The organism is Lentzea sp. NPDC058450 (assembly GCF_042721395.1).
Taxonomy (GTDB): Bacteria; Actinomycetota; Actinomycetes; order Mycobacteriales; family Pseudonocardiaceae; genus Lentzea.
Genome location: NZ_JBHXLO010000040.1, coordinates 24,800 through 42,665, shown reverse-complemented (window position 1 = coordinate 42,665; position 17,866 = coordinate 24,800). Strand labels below are relative to the sequence as shown.

Here is a 17,866-nt window from a genome sequence, read left to right as displayed (position 1 = left end):
CGGAGTAGCCCGGGTCGTCGACCTAGACGCGGCGGTCCAGGGGCACGCGCGTCAGCTGCCGGCCGTGCAGCTCCTCGACGAACGCCATCAGCGAGCCCTCGGCTTCGCGGCGCGCCTGCCGGGCATGCCCGGCAGGCTGGCGCTGCCTTCCGACGACAAGCGGGTGGTTCTGACGCCCAGCCTGTCATTCCGCCGAGATGAGGACGAACGGCGCCCAATGGCGAGGGTGGGCGTGCGGAACGCGGTCCACCGGCCAAGGACTGACATTGCGCGCTCCGCCCGCCTCCTCCCCCACCGCAACGGCGTCAGGCCCGTCCGGTTCCGCTGCGGCGGCAAGGATCTCGTCACGGCTGAGCGTCCGGACGTGCCGGCTTGCTCGCTGCAGCGCCTCGCGGTCCGGCAGGCCCTCCGACCGCAACCGGTAGAACTCGGTCATGAGCAGAGCCGCGGAGCGGTCGCTCACTGCCCACAGCGTGACGATGACGGAGCGGGCACCGGCGGCCAGCAGCGCGCGTCCGAACCCGAGCAACTCGTCGTTGCGCACGATCTCACCAGTGCCGGTGTGGCAGGCGCTCAGCACCACCAGGTCCGCTTCGAGCTCCGCTCCCATCAGGTCCGCCACGGTCAGGTTCTGTCCGAACGCCAACAGGATCGCCGATGCCAGTGGCGCTTCCGCGTCGAGGACGCCGTGTGTGGCCAGGTGTACGAGAGGCGCGTTCGGCAAGGCTCCGCGCACGTTGTCCTCGGTCGCCGTCTCCCCCAGCAGCAGGATCGAGCCAGGAAGCCGTCGCGCCACCGCGATCGCTTCCTCTCTCGAGCCTGGCAGCGGAAGGGCAGGTCTGCTGCCGTGAGCCATTTCTCGCGGATCTCCGACGACGAGCGGAGCGGAGGAGTTGTTCCGCTCACGTCGCTCGCCGCGCAGCACGCTCGCACTCGGGACGACGACCACCGGCGCGCTGTCGACGAGTGGCGCGCCGTTCCACGGCAGCACGCCGAACGGAAGGCGCAGCATCGGTCCCGCGGGCACGAAGAGCAGCGAAGCGCATCCGTCGATCGCCGGCCGCAGTGGTTCCAGCAGCAGGGCCGACAGCTCTTCGGCCGGTTCGGTGTACCCGTCGCCGCCCCGCGCGCACTCGTCGACGACCAGGTCGACCAGGCGGGCGAGGCCGTGGCGGCCCGGCACCGCGCACTCGGCGACCATCCCGTCGCGGGTGATCGCCCACGCGAGCAGGTCGGCTCGCCCCACGACGTACTGGACCAGGACCGCGCCGTCCGGCAACCGGGCCGCGACCTCGGCGAGTTCACCCACCTCCGCCTGCGGGTTGATGAAGGCCGCGAACCGCGGGTTCGCCTCGGAGAGTTCGACCTCCACGGCACGGAGGGCGGCGATGGCAGCGAAGAGCCGTGCGCGTTGGTCATCGACCGGGGTCTCCCGCTGCTCGGCCGCGGCTAGGCGCTGCTGGGCGAGTGCGACCTCGGCCGTCGCGAACCGCCACCGGGCCACGAGATCGCGGGACAGTCCGGCTCTCTCCACTTCGCGGTCCGCCACCACGAGATCGAGCAGGGCACGGGCCCTGGCTCGTTCCGCGGTGGCGAACGCGACCGCGCTCCACCGGGACACCCCGCCCGCGTCGCCATCGGCGCGGGCCTTCTCGACCAACGCCAACGAAATCCTCGTCGCGTCGACGTAGGTGTTCTGCACCTCGTCGGTCCCGAGGTAAGCGCGCTTGCGATCGTCGTGACGCAGGCCGGCGCGCGTCGACTCGATCTCCGCGAGCGCCTCGCCGGCAAGCGCCGCGGCAGCGGGGAGGTCGCCCTCCAGTTCGTGCAGGCGGGCGAGCAGATCGAGGTGCTGCCAGCCGGGGCCGAGACCCGACCACCAAGGCGTGGCCGCGTCGGCCAGCGCCGTGAAATGCGCCCGCGCACGACCGTGGCCTCGTGCGTTCACCTGGAACGCCATCGCCTCCGCGCGCAGCATTCGCCGCTGCCTGCGACCAGTGGGCGAGTCATCCACTCTGGACAGAGCCGCGGCGACGTGACGTTCGAACGCTTCCGAGGCACGGTCGCACTCGTCCGCGTACAGAGAGATCACGGCGTCGTAGTAGTCGTGAAGATGCGGCGGTGTCGTCGGAACGATGGCACGTGCCTGCGAGATCAGCTCCGCTGCCAGTGAGTCCTGACCGTCGTCCTGGGCTCGTCTTGCCCGGTACAACACCACTTCGACGCCACCGGCGGTGTCGTCCAGCACCTCCAGCAGGTGCTCGGCGACGAGCCGCCGGCGAACGTCGAACCGCGGCAGCAGGGGTCGCAGCGGCTCGAGCACCTCCGTCAGCAGGTCTGTCGCCATCGTCATGCCGTCCAGGTCTCGCTGGGCCCCGAACACGTTGCGCAGCCAGCCCGCGAGCACGGCACGCCACACCCGCCGTGCGTCCAACGGGTCCGCCGGCTCTGCCAGCGGCCCGGGGTCCGCGGCCAACGCTTCCAGCGCGGCGATGCGGGTGGCCACCACGTCTCCGACCGCCGCCGCGACGCTCGCCGCCTCGGCCAGTGCCTGTGCGCGCAGATGAGACTCCCCGAGCCCTCTGAAGATCCGCTCGGCGAGAGCGAGGGCCGCGGTCGCTCGTTCAGCCTGGTGATCGCGAACCCAGGCCCGAGCGACACGCGCGCACATCACTCCCAGGCCGAGCACGGGAGCGTGCCCGATCCGATCACGTCCGAGTCGCACGACGAGATCCGCGACGGTGACGTCTTCGGGAAATCGGTCATCGGCGATCGCGGCCAACGCGCCGTGCGTCGCGGCGATCGCCGTGTCCAGTGGGCGGTCCGCGGTCTCGAACACCTCTCTTGCCCACGCGCACAACGTGATCGCGTTCTGCGGCCGACCGTCCACGACAGCGAGGAACGCCCGGCGCAGGGCTGTCGCCGCCAGACCGACCTGGTCCCCTGCCTCCTCGTACAGAGCGGAGGCGGCCGCGTACATGGCCTCCGCCCGGACCGGCTGGACGGCAGCACCGGCGAACTCCTGCGCCTCGACGTCGTGGGCGAACTCCCAGCCCATGTTCACCGGTGTCACGGCGACAAGGCAGTTCCACACGAGCGGTGAAGACAGCGGGGCTGCGTACCAGTCGCCCGCAACCAGCATCGCGGCCGCCTGTCCTCTGGTGTCGCCCGCCTCCGCCAGCCTCGCCCTCGCGGCCTCCCACCACTCCCCCGCACCGGGTTGTCCCGCCCGCACGGTCAGGTCCGCGGCCAGCAGGTCCAGGTGTCCCACCAGGTCGAGACGATCGGCCAGCGACGACCGGACCGCGGCGATCGCGGCGATCCCGGCGCGGTACTCCGGCACCACGTCTCCAGCCGACGCGAGGCCACTCGGCAGCGGTCTCAGCGCGAACCGGACGTCCCGGAGCTCGCTGAGCAGTTCGCCGACGACGAGGTCCTCCGCCGAGCGCGGCGCGACAGGTCGCCTGGGCAGCTCCCGCAGCCGCTCGCCGATGTCGGTCATCGGGCGCGCCGTGCCGTCGGGAAGCGTGAGCCAGCTCCCGTGCCACGTGTACCGCCGCCACGACGCCACCGAGACGTCTGCGGCGTCGAGCCGACCGGCCTCGGCGAACGCCCTCGCGTAGGCGGACACGGCTCCTTGCGCCCGGACCGCGGCGAGTTCCGGCTTCCCGCCTCCCATCAGCAACCGGTCGATCACACCGCCGGGCACCGTTTCCACCGCCGTACCGCCCATGACTTCCTCCTCAGCCGACCACGACGTCGTAGGCGAACGAGACGGTGTCCGTGCGATGCGGATGACGACCGGCGCCGAAGTCCTGGTGCGCCAGAAGAGTCGTGCGGAGGAGCGGGCTGCGGGTGCCGAGCCCGGAGAGCAGCGCGTGTGCGGCTTTCACGAGCGAGGCCGACACGAAAGCCGACGCGACGGGAGCCGCCGTCCACGGCTGCGCGGACGCCTGCCCTGCCAGGCGGACAGCGGTCCTCCGCAACTCCTTCTCGTCACCGTGAGGGTCCAGCAACGCGACGAGGTCGTCGAGCGCGCCGTCGTCATCGGAGAGCCACACCGCCAGGTCGAGTTGTCCCACCACCGTGCCCCGATCGAGCACCACGTCGGGCACGGAGGTGGTGCCGCCGATCCGGATCGTGTTCGCGCGCCAGACCGGCACACCGCCGGCACCGCCCGCGACCACCAGCACGTCCACCCGCTGTCCGCGGCCCACGTCCCCCAGGACCAGGTCACGCAGCCGGATCTCCACCTCGACCGCCTCGTCCGCACGCGGCCGCAGCAGGGTGACGGAGCGGTCAGGGCGTTCATCGACGTGGAACCGGACCTCCTCCCCCGGTGGCCGCTCCACCGGGCTCAGCAGGAAGTCGAGGCGCGACGCGGCGAACTTGCTGATGTCGCGCGCCCTGGCCGGCCTGATGTTGCGCGATCCGCCGACGACCGCCTGAGCGAGCACCCGCTGCAGGGTGGTGCCCTCGGCGAGTGTGCGGCGTGCCTTCTCCGCGAATCGTGGTTCCCGGACACCCTCCTGGCCCAAGACGCTCAGGTCCTCACTCGTGCCGGACACGATCACGAGCACCGTCTCCGGCCGGGGAACGCCCGCGGGAATCGGTGGCATGGTGATCTCCACACCCTCCAGCGTGCCGTCGTCGCGCTCCCCGATCACGTACTCCTCGCCGGGGTCGAGCCGGAGCCCGGCGTGGTCGGCGGAGAGCACCAGCGTGACCGAGGCGTCGACACCGAGGTCCAGCACGGCGAAGTAGAGCTTGCGCGCGCTGTCGTTGCGCAGGGTGAAGTAGATCTGATCTCCGGGGTGGAGCACCTCTCCGGACGGCCTCAGCGGCTGCTTCCCCCCGTCCACCACCAGGCCCCACTCCACCGAGAACGGCTCGTCCAGCGCCTCAGCGCCGACCGGCCGCAGTCCCCGCAGCGTGGCGACCCTGGCCAGCCGGGCCAGACCGTTGACCAGGTGCTTGACCGCCACGTCGTCGGTGCCGCCGACCGGTGCGAACAGCGGCCCGGCGCTGTCGCGCACGGACAACTCGTCGGTCACGTCGACCACGGCGAGCTCCGGGGTGTCGGAGTCCTGTTCGTCTCCAGCCGGTCGCAGCACGGCGTCCGCGGTCAGGGCCGCGCGCACCCTGTCGGCGACCTCGTCGTCGCCGTTGACGCGGACCGGCCACCGCAGCGCCGCGACCCTGGACGGACGCGCCACCGCACCGACGGGAATCGTGGTGCCCGGGCTCCGGAACTTGACCAGGGCCTCGGCCCGCAGCGCGCGCAAGCGGTCGACGGTGGCGTCGGCGATCACGACACCTGCGTCGTCATCTGGCTCGACGGTGAACTCATCGCCCACGACCACGCCGGACAGGCGGGCCCCCGGCAGCTCGATCCGATCGGGAACCAGGGGAACCACGGCGAGCACTCCGGTCTGGTCGGCTTCCTCCTCGTCGAACAGAAGCCTGCTCGACGGGCCCTCCACCGCCGGGGTCTGGGTCGGCGCGAGCAACTCGACCCTCCTGCGCACCCGCCTCAGCAACGACGCCCAGGTGACCCGCTGGTCGCCGGCTTCGTTCAAGGCGAGGCAGAAGGACTCGGTGAACATCCCCATCGGCGTGCCCTGGGCGTTCGTGTACTCGTAGGCGGACTGTTCGGGCGCACAGGCCACTAGGCGCACCGCGTACCTGTTGCCGATGACGTCGGGCAGGCCGACCTCCATGCCCTCCTTCCGCCTGCGCTCGTTGTGCGCGGCGAGTCTGAGGTAGGGCGAGGACGGGATCGCGCGTGGCCGGTGGGCGGGGTCGCGTGACATGTGCGCGGAGTGGCAGCAGTCCAGCAGCGCCAGGCAGTTCCGGGTCCGCCGGGTGAGCCGCGCGAGCAGCACGCTCAGCTCCAGGCTTGTGATCCCGCGGAAGTCGTCCGGGGCCGAGTGCACGAAGTCGTACGACACGATGCACTGGATGTTCGCCTGCGGGCCACGCCTCGGTTCGTCAGGGGGTTCCGACGAGCCGTGGCCGCTGTAGAAGACAGCCGCGACGTCACCGGAGCCGGACTCGGCGATCAGTTTCTCGTAGCCGTCCAGGATGCCTGCCCTGGTGGCATCCTCCCCCTCCCGCCGGTCCACGGTGAAGCCTCGCTGTTCGAATGCCGCGCTGACCGCGGTGACGTCGTTGTGGACCCCGGTGAGCCCGTACGTGGCCGACCCGATCACTAGTGCCCTGCGCTCCACGAATGCCTCCTCGCGACGAACTAAGGCCTCAGACGGCAGATCTGAGGGGCGATCTACGTACTTCGCCTCATGAGCCGTGGCCGGCTCACGAGCACGCTGACGGCATCAGCACAGGACGGAATCCGGAGGCCCCGCATGGACACCGACGGTTCGGCATTCGCGCCGCTCGACGGCCCGATCGGACGGGCCACCTCACGGTTGCTGATCTCCGCCGCCGGCGGGGACCAGGACATGGTGCGGGAGCTCGTCCTCGCCGGTCTCGCACTGGGTGAGCTCGTGTTCCACGACGGGTTCTGGCACTGGGGCTCGACTCCGGGCTCGCCCGCCGCCCGGCTCGTCGCGTTGATCGAGGCGGGGAGCGCCCGCCTCGCGCCCGGCCAACTGGAGGCGCTGGACTCGCTGACGCGTGGTCCCGCCGAGCCGCACGCCGCGGTGGGCAGGGCCAGGCACGGTGGTCACCAGCAGATCGAACTGACCCAGCGGGAACGGGAAGTGCTGGCGATGCTGTGCACGGATCTCACAGCCGCGGCGATCGCGAATGCGCTCGGCATGTCGCCGCGGACGGTGACCAAGCACCAGGAGCACGTCTACCGCAAGTTCGGCACGTCGACCCGGACGGGCACGGTGCTGCTGGCCCAGCGCCTCGGTCTGATCGCCACTCACGGCTGATCCGGCGGCTAGGAGATCTCGTGAGGGCGCGGGCCCTTGTTCTCGTCGACGACGAAGCTGTCGACGAGCCCGCCGTTGAGGTAGAGCGTCACGACCCGGTCCCGCTCGTCCAGCACGGAGATCTCGACGAGTGCGTTGTTCTGCACCGCGTTCTTGAGGTGGGCGACGACCGTCGCCAGGTCGGTGTCGTGCAGGTCGAGGACGTACGAGTGCCCACCGACGTGCAGCCATTGGTTTCGCAGTGTCATGACCCTCTCCTTCAGGTTGACGGTTTCGTCAGTCGAACAAGCCGAGCTCGTGCGCCTTCGTGGCCGCCATCAGGCGGCTGGCGGCGCCGAGCTTGGTGAGGATGTTGGAGACGTGGACGCTCGCGGTGCTCTCCGCGATGAACAGTTCCTGGCCGATCTCCCGGTTGGACCGTCCACGACAAACCAGCTCGAGCACCTCGAGTTCGCGCCTGGTCAGGTGGAACGGATTTGCACGCCCGGTCGTGCTCGGCCTGGGCTCGCGCGTCTCCAGGTCGAGCCTGGCGCGCTGTGCCAATGCCTCGATCTCACGACGCAGCGGCTCCGCTTTCAGCTCAGTCGCCACCTCGCGCGCGGCTCTTGCCGCACGGGCGGCACGATCCGGATCGCGGCTGAAGGCCGCGGCTTCCGCCTCACGCATGCGTGCGTACGCCACCCGGTACGGCCTGCCGAGAGCGTCCCAGCTCTGTGCGACCTCCGCCCATGCCGACGGATCGGCCTCACCGTCGAACCTCGACCGCTCCGCCGCGCAGAGCAGGCCCAGCGGCACCACGTCCGGCAGTGCCGTCCGGCCTCCCGGTTCGACGAGCTCGGCGACGGCCGCGACCGCTCTGTCCACATCGGACTGAAGCCGGTCGTGCCCGTCCGGTTCGGGCGAGCGCAGGCGCTGGTCTGCGGCGGACCGCAGGACCAATGCGTGCAGCCACAGCGCGAGCGCGCCGTTCTCCGCCTGCGCCAGCACGACCAGACCGTCGGCCAGCGCCCTGTCCGCCGTGCCGAAGTCCCGCCGCCAGATCGCGAGCTCCGCCTCGCAGGCGCAGAGGTGACCGGTGAGTTCGGCGTCCTCACCACCCACCTGGTGGACCGAGGCCAGCAGCTCGGCCGCCTCGTCGAACCGGCCCCGTGCCGTCTCGATCTCGGCGAGCGTCAGCCGCGGATAGCGGCTCTCCGACGCCGGCCGGTCCACCAGCACGTCCGAGATGAACTCGCTCGCGTCGTCCCACCGGCCCATTCGCACCAGCGTGGCGCTCGCGTTGTTCGCCAGCACACCGGCCGCCCTGGTGCGCTCGAAGCCGGACTCCCGGGCACGCCGCAGGCCGGTCATCGCAACGGACAACGCTTCTTCGAGCCGACCGGCGAGATCCAGGGCGAAGGTCAGGTTGCCGTACGCCCGGTAGAGATCCTCGTGGTGCGAGGTCTCGTCGGCGATCCGGACAGCCAGCCGCAGCGCGTCGACCCCCTCGGCGGACCGGCCGAGCATCGCGAGCGCGACGCCCGAGGTGTTGAGGGCACGTCCCTCCTCCGCTCGTGCGGAGACCTCGCTGGCGATGCCCGCCGCGTCGCGGCTCAGCACCAGCCCCGCCGAGAACCTCCCGGCCCGCAGCTCGGCCGTCGCACGAGCGGCGAGCACTCGTGCCGTCACCGCGGTGCGGGGCCGACCTGCCAGCAGGAGCTCCGCCTCCGCGTACGCCTGCTGGGACTCGACGATCTCCCCGCTCTCCCAGAGATAGCTGCCGAGGCGTTCGTGCAGTTCACCGAGGTGGTCGCGATCCTCCAGCGCTGCCTTCGCGAGTGCGGCCCGCACGAGGCCGACCGCACGACCGGGATGCCCGGACCACCGAGAGGCGTCGGCCGCCGCGACGAGCAGCCGGTCATCGGACGTCGGCGGCCGCGCGGCGCCCAGTTTCGGCCAGACCTCCAGCGCCCGCAGGTACTGGCGTTCGGCCTCGGGAAAGGCTCGCACCGCCACCGCGGTGTCACCGGCCCGCACCGCGGCGGCGAAGGCCTCGTCGAGTTCTCCCGCCTCGTACCAGTGGTAGGACAGCTCGGCTGCGACGCTGAACGTCTCCGCGTAGCCGAGGCTCGGGTCTGCGGTGAGCGTCCGGGCGAACGCCTGGTGCAACGATCTCCGTTCGGAGGGCAGCAGTTCCTGGTGCACGGCCTCGCGGAGCAACGCGTGGCGAAACGCGTACGTGCCACCATCGCCGTCCACCACGAGCATCTGCTGTTCGACGCACTCGCGGACCGCGTCGAGAAGCCGTCGCCCGGTCAGTTCGGAGACCACCGCCAGCAGGTCGTGGCTGACCGTGCGCCCGGCGGTCGCCGCGACGCGCAGCACGTCGCACGCGTCGCGCCCGAGCGCCCCGAACCGGCTCAGCAGGAGGTCCCGCAGCGACTCCGGAACTCGCACGGGGAACGACTCGAGCACCCCGGCCACCATGAGCTCCTCGGCGAAGAACGCGTTGCCGTCCGACAGCTCGAAGGCACGGTCGACGAGGTCGGGGTACGGCATCACACCGAAGGACGCCTCGAGGAAGCGCCGCAGCTCCGTGACGGTGAACCGGGCCAGCTCCATCCGTTCGACCCGGCGTTCCCGTTCGAGCTCCGCCGCCCACGTCCGCACGGGGTGCCGGGCCGGCAGGCTCGAGGTGCGGCAGCCGCACACCAGCAGCAACCGCTCGTCGGTCAGCGTGCGGGCCAGGTAGGTCACCAGGTCGAGGGTGGAGGTGTCGGCCCATTGCACGTCGTCGACCACCATCAGCACCGGGTCCACGCCACCCAGCCGGTCGACGAGCGCTTGGACCGCCCCGAACACCCGCAGCCGCGAGCCGGGCTGCGCGGCGGACGTGTCCGTGGAGCAGTCCGAGACGAGACCGGCGATCTGGCGGTAGGTGTCGTCACCCGCGTATTCGCGCACGGCCTCCTCACCTGCCTCCCGCACCAGCCGGCGCAGGGCCTCGATCAACGGCGCGAAGGGCAGTTCGCCGGAGCCCAGCGGGATTCCCGCTCCCCACAGCACGACCGCACCGCGGCGACGGGCCCGATCCGCGAGCTCCGCGAGGAGCCTGGTCTTGCCGACACCAGCCTCTCCACGCAACACCACCACCGCGGGCTTCCTGTCGGCGGCACGGTCGAGCAGGACGTCGAGCCGGGCGAGTTCACCGCCCCGGGCGACGAAAGCCGGCTCGGGGACACGCGTTCCGTGTGCGTGCACACAGCCTCCCCTTGAACGCAGCCTTTTCACAGTGATCGACGGGCCATGACCGTGAATCGTGCGACTCCGCACACCGTTAGCCATTTCGCCACCATTCACCCGATCGTCCGAAGAGATTCCACGTCATTTGAAACAATCAGCGAGGCAGGCCAACTCGCCACACTCATGAATAACGAAACTATTCAGTCCGCGCTGGCGGTTCCAGATCTTCTTCCGCGTACTTCAGCACCAGCGTGCCGATGTTCTCCGGCCTCGTCCTCGCGAGCTCCTCGGCGGTGACGAGCAGATCGACTCGCCTCCCGTCCACGCCGGCGGTGGCACAACGCACCTCCACCGTCACCTCGGACAGCACCATCCTCGGCACCCGAGCCCCGTTCAGCAGGACCTCGTCGCGGTAGAGACCGGCGACCTCGCAGGAGGCGCGGTCGGCCACCACCCGCCCCTCCACGAGACCGGCCCCGATCGCGCCGACGAGATCCGCGAGCCACGTCACGACGCGACCTCTTCCTTGATCAGACTCTCGAGGATGGTCAGCACCTTCGACATCCCGCCGGGCATCTCGTCCTGAACGGCTCTCGCCTTGACCCCCATCGAGTAGGTGCGGGTGTCCTTCGAGCCCTCCTTCGTGTCGCGCTGGAACGCGAAGCTCGCCCGCAGCCGCGCGGAACCCCAGCCCCACGCGGCCTGGGCGTCGAGATCGGCACCCACCTCGACCTGTTGGTCGACCTGGCGGAACTGCACGGACTCGATCTTCGCGAGGAAGTCGACGTCGACCTGGTCGATCCGCAGGAACGGCACCGGCAGGATCGCGAGCAGCGGAACAGTCAGCTGAACGTCCCTGGACTCAGTGGTCCCGTCCGGCTTCGGCACGTCCTTCCGGTAGGTGAACGTGACGGTCGCCGGATCACCCGTCGAGGTGTCGCCGGGTTCCACCGAACCGCCCGCCGGTGGCTTGAAGCCCACCTGCTTGACGAAGTTCACCGTCGCCAGGGCGCTCTGCACCTGCGCGTGGACCGCGGCGACGAGCGGGCCACCGATGAGGCTCTCGAAGTTCAGGGACGACAGTTCGGTTCCGGGATCGGGCATCTCGACTCCTCGAGGACAACCGGGGCGTCACCCCGGACTCAGCAACTTCCCGCGGTGGCCTGGTCGGTTCCGGTGTTGATGAGGACGTCCGGGACGAATCCGCCCTCGACGCCGTTCCACAGGCTGCTGATCACGCCGTCCGCCAGCCGCTCGACTGCTTCGCCCTGAGCGGTGCAGTGGATCTCGATCACCTCGCCCGCCCTCAGCGTCATCACCACGGGCGACCCGAGAGTCGGCTGCTGGTGGACGTCCACGTCCGCCATGACCTGTCCCAGTGCGACGGTTGCGGGCGGCGCGGGCGGCGCGGCCGGTTCAGGCGTCGGGACCGGGCCTGGACCCGAGGAGAACTCAACGCTCAAGGCGAACAGGATGAAAACAGCGCCGATGAGAACGCACGGCAGCCGGACGAACCACCCGACGACCGGCACGGAGATTCCGGAGAACCGGAACCCACCACCGATCAGCCCTGCGAAGACAAGAACCGAACCAGCGATTCCGAGCACCACAGCCAACGTCAACGCCATTGCCGACCCCCTACCGCGAATACGCACAACCGTATTTCCGGAGGAAGATCACAACAATACGCAAGAATTCGTACAGGACTTTCCAGCTCCCCGAGTACACATCAGCAGTCACGAAGCAGGCCTCCCCAGCCGCGTCCGCCCACGTCGCGCAAGTCAGGGAGACGTGGGCGGCGCGATCAACCGGCGATGATCGACTCGTCGTCGAGGCCGTGCTGGAAACGCTTGTGCGCGCGGACTAGCCGCAGCACGCCTCTAGGCCACAAGTCGCCATGATCACGGGACCTTCTCCACGATGATCGGATACTCGACGTAGGCGATGCGGCGCGAGTCCGGCGACCAGCTGTTGACGTTGATCGTGCCTTGGCCTCCGTGCAGCGCGACGAGGGTGCGCGGAGCCGACTTCGGCAACGTCATCAGCCGAAGCTCCACCGGCAGGTCGGCCGGGTGTCCAACCGTTCTGGCCGGATAGCTCAGGTACGCGATATGGGCGCCATCGGGCGACGGGTGCGGGAACCAGTTGACCCGCTCGTCGTCGGTCAGCTGTTCCACGGTGCCGGACGCCTCATCCCGCCGGAACAGCTGGGCGTGGCCCTCGATCGCCGACCGGAACTCGGAATTGAAGTACAACGTCTTCCCGTCGGGCGAGAACTCCGGTCCGTCGGCGGGTGAGTAGCCGTCGCCGACCTGTGCCTCGGCTCCTGTGCCAAGGTCGAGAGTCCACACGGCGCGACGCCCCCATTCGTCGCCGTCCGCCATCTCCACCCCGACGTAGGTGAGGCGACGGCCGTCCGGCGAGATGCCGTGCAGGAAGTGACGGAAGCACCGTTCCGGTTCCTTGTCTGCCGTCACGCGCACGGCCTCGCCGCCGTTCCACGGCAACCGGTAGAGGTGACCGTCCACAGCGGACGCGATGTGCCACAGGCCGTCCGGTGTGACGACGTGATCGTTGTTGACCGGCGGGAGCCCGGCCGTCGGTATCACCGTTGGCGTGCGGTCCCCCACCAGGTCGATCCGCAGCAGCAGCCCGTCTCCGTTGACCACCAGATACCGGCCGCCCGGATGGAACTGCGGGGCTTCGATCAGCCGATCGGTGCTGCTCAGAACGAGCTCGGACTCCCCCGTGGCTACGTCGAGCAGCCGGAGGTCGGCTCGCTGGCCGGGAAGGAGCTCACGCCACGAGGGGGCGCCCTCTTGTTCTGGTGAAGACATGCCGTCAGCCTTCCACTGGCGTCATCCCCACTGCTGGTTGCGGGATCGATCGCACGGGGCCAGCTGCAGGCCGGCGTTGGTGTCGTGGAGGCAGGTGTCGTCGACGGCGCTGCGGACTTCGGCGGCGTTCTGCGAGACCACGACCTTCCACCGTTGCGACTGGTCTTCGGCGCATGCGGAGCTCCTGAGCCCCGTGGGGCCGAGATCCAGGCACGCGCCTGTGGCGTGGTTGCTGATCCGGAAGGTGCCGTCCTCGGCGACCTGCTGCGTCCACCGCTGGTAGCTCATGCCGTTGCAGCGGAAGGATCTCAGTCCGCCGTCCAGGCTGTCGTCCAGGCAGGCGCCGGTCGCCCTGCTGACGAAGATTCGGCCGTCCCCCGCTGCCGGTACAGGGCTGGTCGAGCTGTCTGTGGTCGACCGGGGTGGCGTAGTGGTCGCCGCGACGATCGCCAGGGTGACCAGGCTGCCCAGCACCGCTCCGACGAGTCCGCCCGCCAGCGCCCACCGCCAGCGTCGGCCCGGTCCGGACGGCGCGGTGACCGGCTTCTCCTCCGGCACGGGTTCCGCCGCCGCGCGGGGCTGGGTCGCCTCGGCGGCCTCCCACAGCGCCCGGTACTCGGCGGGGTCCGCGCCCAGGGCCGTGCACAGCGCGCGCACGACGTCCCACGGCGGGAAGGAGTGCCCGCGCAGGTAGCGCGAGAGCGACGAGTCGCTGACGTGGATCTCGGGTTCCAGCGACCGGAGGGTGCGTCCGGAGTCCCGCTGCAGGGTGCTGAGCGCGTTGGCCAGGCTGCGCACGGGGTCGTTCTCGTTCTGCTGGCCACCAGCCATCGAGACCTCGTTCATGCCGGGCCGGCGGCATGATTCAGCCGACGGCACCTGTCCCGGGACGGGCCTGTCCCAGCAGGTCAGGAACCTAGCGGTCCCAAATGACTTGAAGCAACCGGGACACGCTTGCGGACAGCGGCTGATCGACTACAACCTGTGTTCGGCCAGGTGCCGCAGCCGTCAGGGCGCCAAGAGGTTCAACCGGCGTCGTTCGGTCGGCCGCCTGTCGCACCAGCCGAGTTCACACAGGTTCAATCAGGGGAGCGATCATGTTTCGCAGAATCACAGCAGCAGCGCTGGGGGCGTTGCTCGCTCTGTCCGTCGCCGCCACGACCGGTTCGACTGCTTCGGCGGATGCGGCCACGTCGTCGACCGCGACGATGAGCGACGAGCAGTTGCGCGCGGCGGGCTACGAGCGCATGGCCGTCGTCAGGGCGGGCGGGGCGACCGGCTCGCTCTGGCGGGTCATCCAACCGGCCGGCGCGTGGACGTGGCACGCCAACATCCACAACGCCGCCCCGGGCTCGAAGGTCTGGGCCGAGAACTGGTTCAGCAACGTCGTCGACTCGGCGGTCGTCCCGCCAGGCGAGATCGGGGTCAACACCGGCACCTGGTCCAGCCGCGGCAAGTTCCGGGTCTGCTTCCGCCTCGCCGACGGCACCTATCGCGGCTCGTACTACTCGCAGACCTGACCGGCCACCAGTGGGCCGCGGTCGGCTGACACAGGGGGTGTCGACCGCGGCCCGCTGGTCACCTCCTGGGGGTACCGCTTTGGCGCAATCTCTTTCGTACTGGGAAGCCGTGAGCCGCTGGTGGCAGGGCCAGTCGCTCGCGGGAACGCGGCTGTGGGGACTCGACGTGCTGTGGTGGGGACGGATCGGCAAGATCCTCCAGTTCACCGGAGGGCTCGCCGCGGTCATCGACGTGATCGGACCGGAGCGGATCGCGGCCTGGGGCCGGCAACTGCGCGCACGCCAGGCCGAGCCCGCCCACCACTCGCTCGCCCAGAGCTGGCGAGCCCGCTGGCAGACGTTCCACGAGTTCCGGTCGCACGAACTCACGACGATCGTGCAACTGCGCGAGCCGGACGACGGCGAAGCCCTCTACTACGCCATGTACCCGGAAGCTCAACCGGTCTACGACGAGCCAGAACGCCGCGACCGGCTGTCCGAGGACGCCCGGCGAGCGACGGAAGCCTCCGGCTGCGGCACTCTCTTCGGGATGTTCGGAGTGCTGGGTGGCGTCGGGCTCGTGCTCTGGTGGCAGCCGGTCGTTCCGCCTTCGCTGCCCTGGTGGGGCACCGCACTGCTGATCATCGCCAGCGTGCCTCTCGCCGTGGTGGTGGCGTTGGCGTTCGGGTGGGTGACCGACGCGGTCCCGGTGATCGTTCATCTGGTGCGCCGGGCCTGGGCCGTCGGGGCCTACTCCCTGCTGGTCATGCCCGCCCTGCTGGTGCTGCGTGGCCCTCAGCCCGATCGGTCCCTGCGAGCCGTGGGAGTCGCGCTCGTCGTGGTCGGGTTCTCGTTCGACCTGCTGACCACCTGACCTGCCTGAACGAGTTGGGCTCGCCCGTAGACTCCCCTCGTTGAACACATCTCGAATTCCTCTGTGGACGGTGGGCGGAGCGGTGGCATGACAGGCCTGACCCGCGTGCTGGACGACCTCGGCACCACGCTGATCGACCTCGTGCGCGGTAACCCGAGCCGGACCGTCGGCGGCGTCGTCATCCACGACCCCGACGACGACCAGGTGCCGCCGTCCGCGCTGGTGCTGGGCGTCGGTGTGCGCGATCCGGCGGCGCTGCTCGACAGGCTCGGTGGCGCCGCGGCACTCGTGGTGCGCGGGCCGGTCGTGCTCACCGACGAACTCGCCGACGCCGTCGATCGGTCCGGTGTCGTCCTGCTCGGGCTGGCGCCTGGGGCGTCGTGGACGCAACTCGCCGCGATGGTGCGGTCGTTGCTGGAGCCCGACCCGTCCGAGACCCTCGGCGGGGTGCCGTCCGGGGACCTGTTCGCGCTGGCCAACGCGGTGGCGTCGTTGATCGACGCGCCCGTGACGATCGAGGACCGGAGCTCTCGCGTGCTCGCGTTCTCCGGGCGGCAGGACGAGGCGGACCCTTCGCGGGTGCAGACGATCCTGGGGCGGCAGGTGCCTGAGCGGTACTCGCGAATGCTGGCCGAGCGCGGGGTTTTCGAGCACTTGCACCGCAGTGATCTGCCCGTGCACGTCGAAGGACTCCCCGAGGAGGACGGCACGTTCTGCCTGCCCAGGGTGGCCGTCGCGGTGCGGGCGGGCGACGAGTTGCTCGGCTCGATCTGGGCCGCGGTGCGGGAGCCGTTGTCGCCGGAGAGCACCGAGACGTTCCGGGACGCGGCCAAGCTCGTGGCGTTGCACCTGATGCGGCAGCGGGCAGGCGCTGACGTCGAACGGCGGTTGCGCGCGGATCTGGTGTCCACGGCCGTCGAGGGTGGTCAGGGGGCGGCGGAGGCGGTGCGGCGGCTGGGCCTGAACCAGACGTGCGTCGTGCTGGCGTTGGCCCTCGCCGACTCGCATGGGGACGACCCTGCCTCGCACGCTCGTTTGCTGGCCGAACGGCGTCAGGTCGCCGACGCGCTCGCGATGCACCTCACGGCGGTGCATCCGCGTGCGGCGGCGGCTTTGGTCGGGGATGTCGCCTACGCGATCCTGCCTGTCGACGAGGACCGCGCGCTGCGGATCGCCGCGGACTTCCAGAGCCGCATCGGCCACCCGGTGCTGGTCGGGGTCGGGCTGGAGGCGGACGGGCTGGCGTTGTCCCGGTCGCGGGCGGGTGCCGATCTCGTGTTGCGGGTGTTGCGGGCAGGGCGGTCGTCGTTGCGGGTCGCGCGTGTGTCCGATGTGCACGGTGAGGGGTTGTTGCTGGAGCTGGCGGATCTCATCGCGGAGCGCGGGGACGTGTTGACCGGGCCCGTTGCGCGGCTCGTGGCGTACGACCGCAAGCACGGTGCCTGCCTGGTCGAGACGCTCGCCGCATGGCTCGACGCGTTCGGGGACGTCACTGCCGCTTCGGCCGCCGTTTTCGTGCACCCCAACACCTTTCGGTACCGGCTGCGGCGGTTGGCCGAGGTCGGGGAGATCGACCTCAGCGACTCGGACGCGCGGTTCGCGGCGATGCTCCAGCTGCGGTTGTGGCGGCCAGATGGCGCCGTGCCAGGGCGACGAACGCCGCCGTCTCCGGGTGAGCCGCCGGTGTCGGCCACGCCAGGTGCACGGTGATCAGGCCCGCGTCGGTCAGCGGGAGGTAGGTCACGCCCGGGTGCGGGTAGTCGTGGCTCGACCCGGCCGTGGTCACGCCTACTGTGGTGCCGGCCGCGATCGCGGTGATCCACTCGACCGCGCCTGGCACGTCGACGGTGTGCGGGCGGTCGCCGGCGGGCCAGAGTTCGGCCGAGCTGGTCGCCGACATCTCGCACACCGCAACGTTTTCGCCCACGAGGTCGCTGAGCACCAGCGTGTCTCGGGTCGCAAGTGGATGATCGTTCGCCAAGGCCGCCACGCGGGGTTCCTCGGCCACCGGAACGTGCTCGACGCCGGGCTGGTCGGGCAGCGTGCGCAGGATCGCCACGTCCGCCTCCCCGCGGCGCAACGCACCGACCGGGTCCTCGGACTGGTGGATTCGGACGTCGACCGAGGGGTGTTCGGCGCGCCACTCGCGCAGGAACGGGGTGGTGTGACCGCCGAGCGCGGCCCACGCGAAGGTGAGCCTGAGTGGTTGCGGGGCAGCGGTTTCCGCGAGCGCGGTGTCGAGCGAGGCGAGGATGCGGTGGCTGTGCTCCCACAGGCGGCGGCCCGCGTCGGTCAGCGCGACGTGGCGGGTGGTGCGGTCGACGAGCTTGACGCCGACGCGGCGTTCGAGCTGTCCTAGCGTGCGGGACAGAGCGGGCTGCGTGACGTGCAGCGCCTCGGCCGCCGCGGTGATCGACAGGTGGTCGCCGATCGCGGCGAGCGCTCGCAGGTGACGCAGCTCGACATTCATGACTGCCGAGTATAAGTGCTGCACGATCGGCATTTCTCAGGCGCGCGCAACGCACCTAGCGTCGG

Annotated in this window: 13 protein-coding genes and 1 pseudogene; 4 read left to right on the top strand and 10 right to left on the bottom strand. The window is 70.4% G+C overall.

Annotated elements, in window-relative coordinates; genetic code table 11:
- Nucleotides 1–184: 184 nt before the first annotated feature.
- Both ACFWNN_RS40040 and ACFWNN_RS40035 read right to left on the bottom strand, forming a co-directional pair.
- Complete coding sequence (locus ACFWNN_RS40040; protein ID WP_382445188.1) at nt 185–3,733, bottom strand: CHAT domain-containing protein; 3,549 nt, start codon at nt 3,731–3,733, stop codon at nt 185–187.
- Between the two features lie 10 nt (nt 3,734–3,743).
- On the bottom strand, nt 3,744–6,230 hold the full coding sequence (locus ACFWNN_RS40035) for a caspase domain-containing protein (protein WP_382445187.1): 2,487 nt from the start codon (nt 6,228–6,230) through the stop codon (nt 3,744–3,746).
- Nucleotides 6,231–6,365: 135 nt separating this feature from the next.
- Between ACFWNN_RS40035 and ACFWNN_RS40030 the strand changes: the two genes are divergently transcribed.
- Complete coding sequence (locus ACFWNN_RS40030; RefSeq protein WP_382445186.1) at nt 6,366–6,899, top strand: response regulator transcription factor; 534 nt, start codon at nt 6,366–6,368, stop codon at nt 6,897–6,899.
- Between the two features lie 8 nt (nt 6,900–6,907).
- On the opposite strand, the gene ACFWNN_RS40025 is transcribed toward ACFWNN_RS40030, so the two are convergent.
- The 7 genes from ACFWNN_RS40025 to ACFWNN_RS39995 form a co-directional block, all read right to left on the bottom strand.
- Nucleotides 6,908–7,147, bottom strand: coding sequence for a hypothetical protein (locus tag ACFWNN_RS40025; protein WP_382445185.1), 240 nt, complete (start codon nt 7,145–7,147; stop codon nt 6,908–6,910).
- Between the two features lie 28 nt (nt 7,148–7,175).
- Nucleotides 7,176–10,139: an AAA family ATPase gene (locus ACFWNN_RS40020; protein WP_382445184.1), complete on the bottom strand. Its 2,964-nt coding sequence runs from the start codon at nt 10,137–10,139 to the stop codon at nt 7,176–7,178.
- 178 nt (nt 10,140–10,317) lie between these two features.
- A complete protein-coding gene (locus ACFWNN_RS40015; protein ID WP_382445183.1) occupies nt 10,318–10,632 on the bottom strand; it encodes a hypothetical protein in 315 nt (104 codons plus the stop codon).
- Nucleotides 10,629–11,225, bottom strand: coding sequence for a DUF2589 domain-containing protein (locus ACFWNN_RS40010; RefSeq protein ID WP_382445182.1), 597 nt, complete (start codon nt 11,223–11,225; stop codon nt 10,629–10,631). The genes ACFWNN_RS40015 and ACFWNN_RS40010 overlap by 4 nt, the downstream gene beginning before the upstream one ends.
- Nucleotides 11,226–11,263: 38 nt before the next feature.
- Nucleotides 11,264–11,749, bottom strand: a complete 486-nt coding sequence (locus ACFWNN_RS40005; RefSeq protein ID WP_382445181.1) for a hypothetical protein — start codon at nt 11,747–11,749, stop codon at nt 11,264–11,266.
- A 273-nt stretch (nt 11,750–12,022) separates the two neighbouring features.
- Nucleotides 12,023–12,958, bottom strand: a complete 936-nt coding sequence (locus ACFWNN_RS40000) for a TolB family protein (RefSeq protein WP_382445180.1) — start codon at nt 12,956–12,958, stop codon at nt 12,023–12,025.
- Nucleotides 12,959–12,979: 21 nt separating this feature from the next.
- On the bottom strand, nt 12,980–13,789 hold the full coding sequence (locus tag ACFWNN_RS39995; RefSeq protein ID WP_382445179.1) for a helix-turn-helix domain-containing protein: 810 nt from the start codon (nt 13,787–13,789) through the stop codon (nt 12,980–12,982).
- Nucleotides 13,790–14,055: 266 nt separating this feature from the next.
- On the opposite strand from ACFWNN_RS39995, the gene ACFWNN_RS39990 reads away from it, so the two are divergent.
- The 3 genes from ACFWNN_RS39990 to ACFWNN_RS39980 all read left to right on the top strand — a co-directional run bounded on the left by ACFWNN_RS39990 (nt 14,056) and on the right by ACFWNN_RS39980 (nt 17,041).
- A complete protein-coding gene (locus ACFWNN_RS39990) occupies nt 14,056–14,478 on the top strand; it encodes a hypothetical protein (protein WP_382445178.1) in 423 nt (140 codons plus the stop codon).
- Between the two features lie 109 nt (nt 14,479–14,587).
- Nucleotides 14,588–15,331 carry a hypothetical protein gene (locus ACFWNN_RS39985; RefSeq protein WP_382445177.1) on the top strand — a complete coding sequence of 248 codons (744 nt, stop codon included), beginning with the start codon at nt 14,588–14,590 and terminating at the stop codon, nt 15,329–15,331.
- Between the two features lie 87 nt (nt 15,332–15,418).
- Complete coding sequence (locus tag ACFWNN_RS39980) at nt 15,419–17,041, top strand: PucR family transcriptional regulator (protein ID WP_382445176.1); 1,623 nt, start codon at nt 15,419–15,421, stop codon at nt 17,039–17,041.
- Here the strand turns inward: ACFWNN_RS39980 and ACFWNN_RS39975 are convergent.
- A pseudogene (locus tag ACFWNN_RS39975) lies at nt 17,022–17,801 on the bottom strand (LysR substrate-binding domain-containing protein); the annotation flags it as partial. The gene ACFWNN_RS39980 and the pseudogene ACFWNN_RS39975 sit on opposite strands and share 20 nt — an antisense overlap.
- Nucleotides 17,802–17,866: the final 65 nt, after the last annotated feature.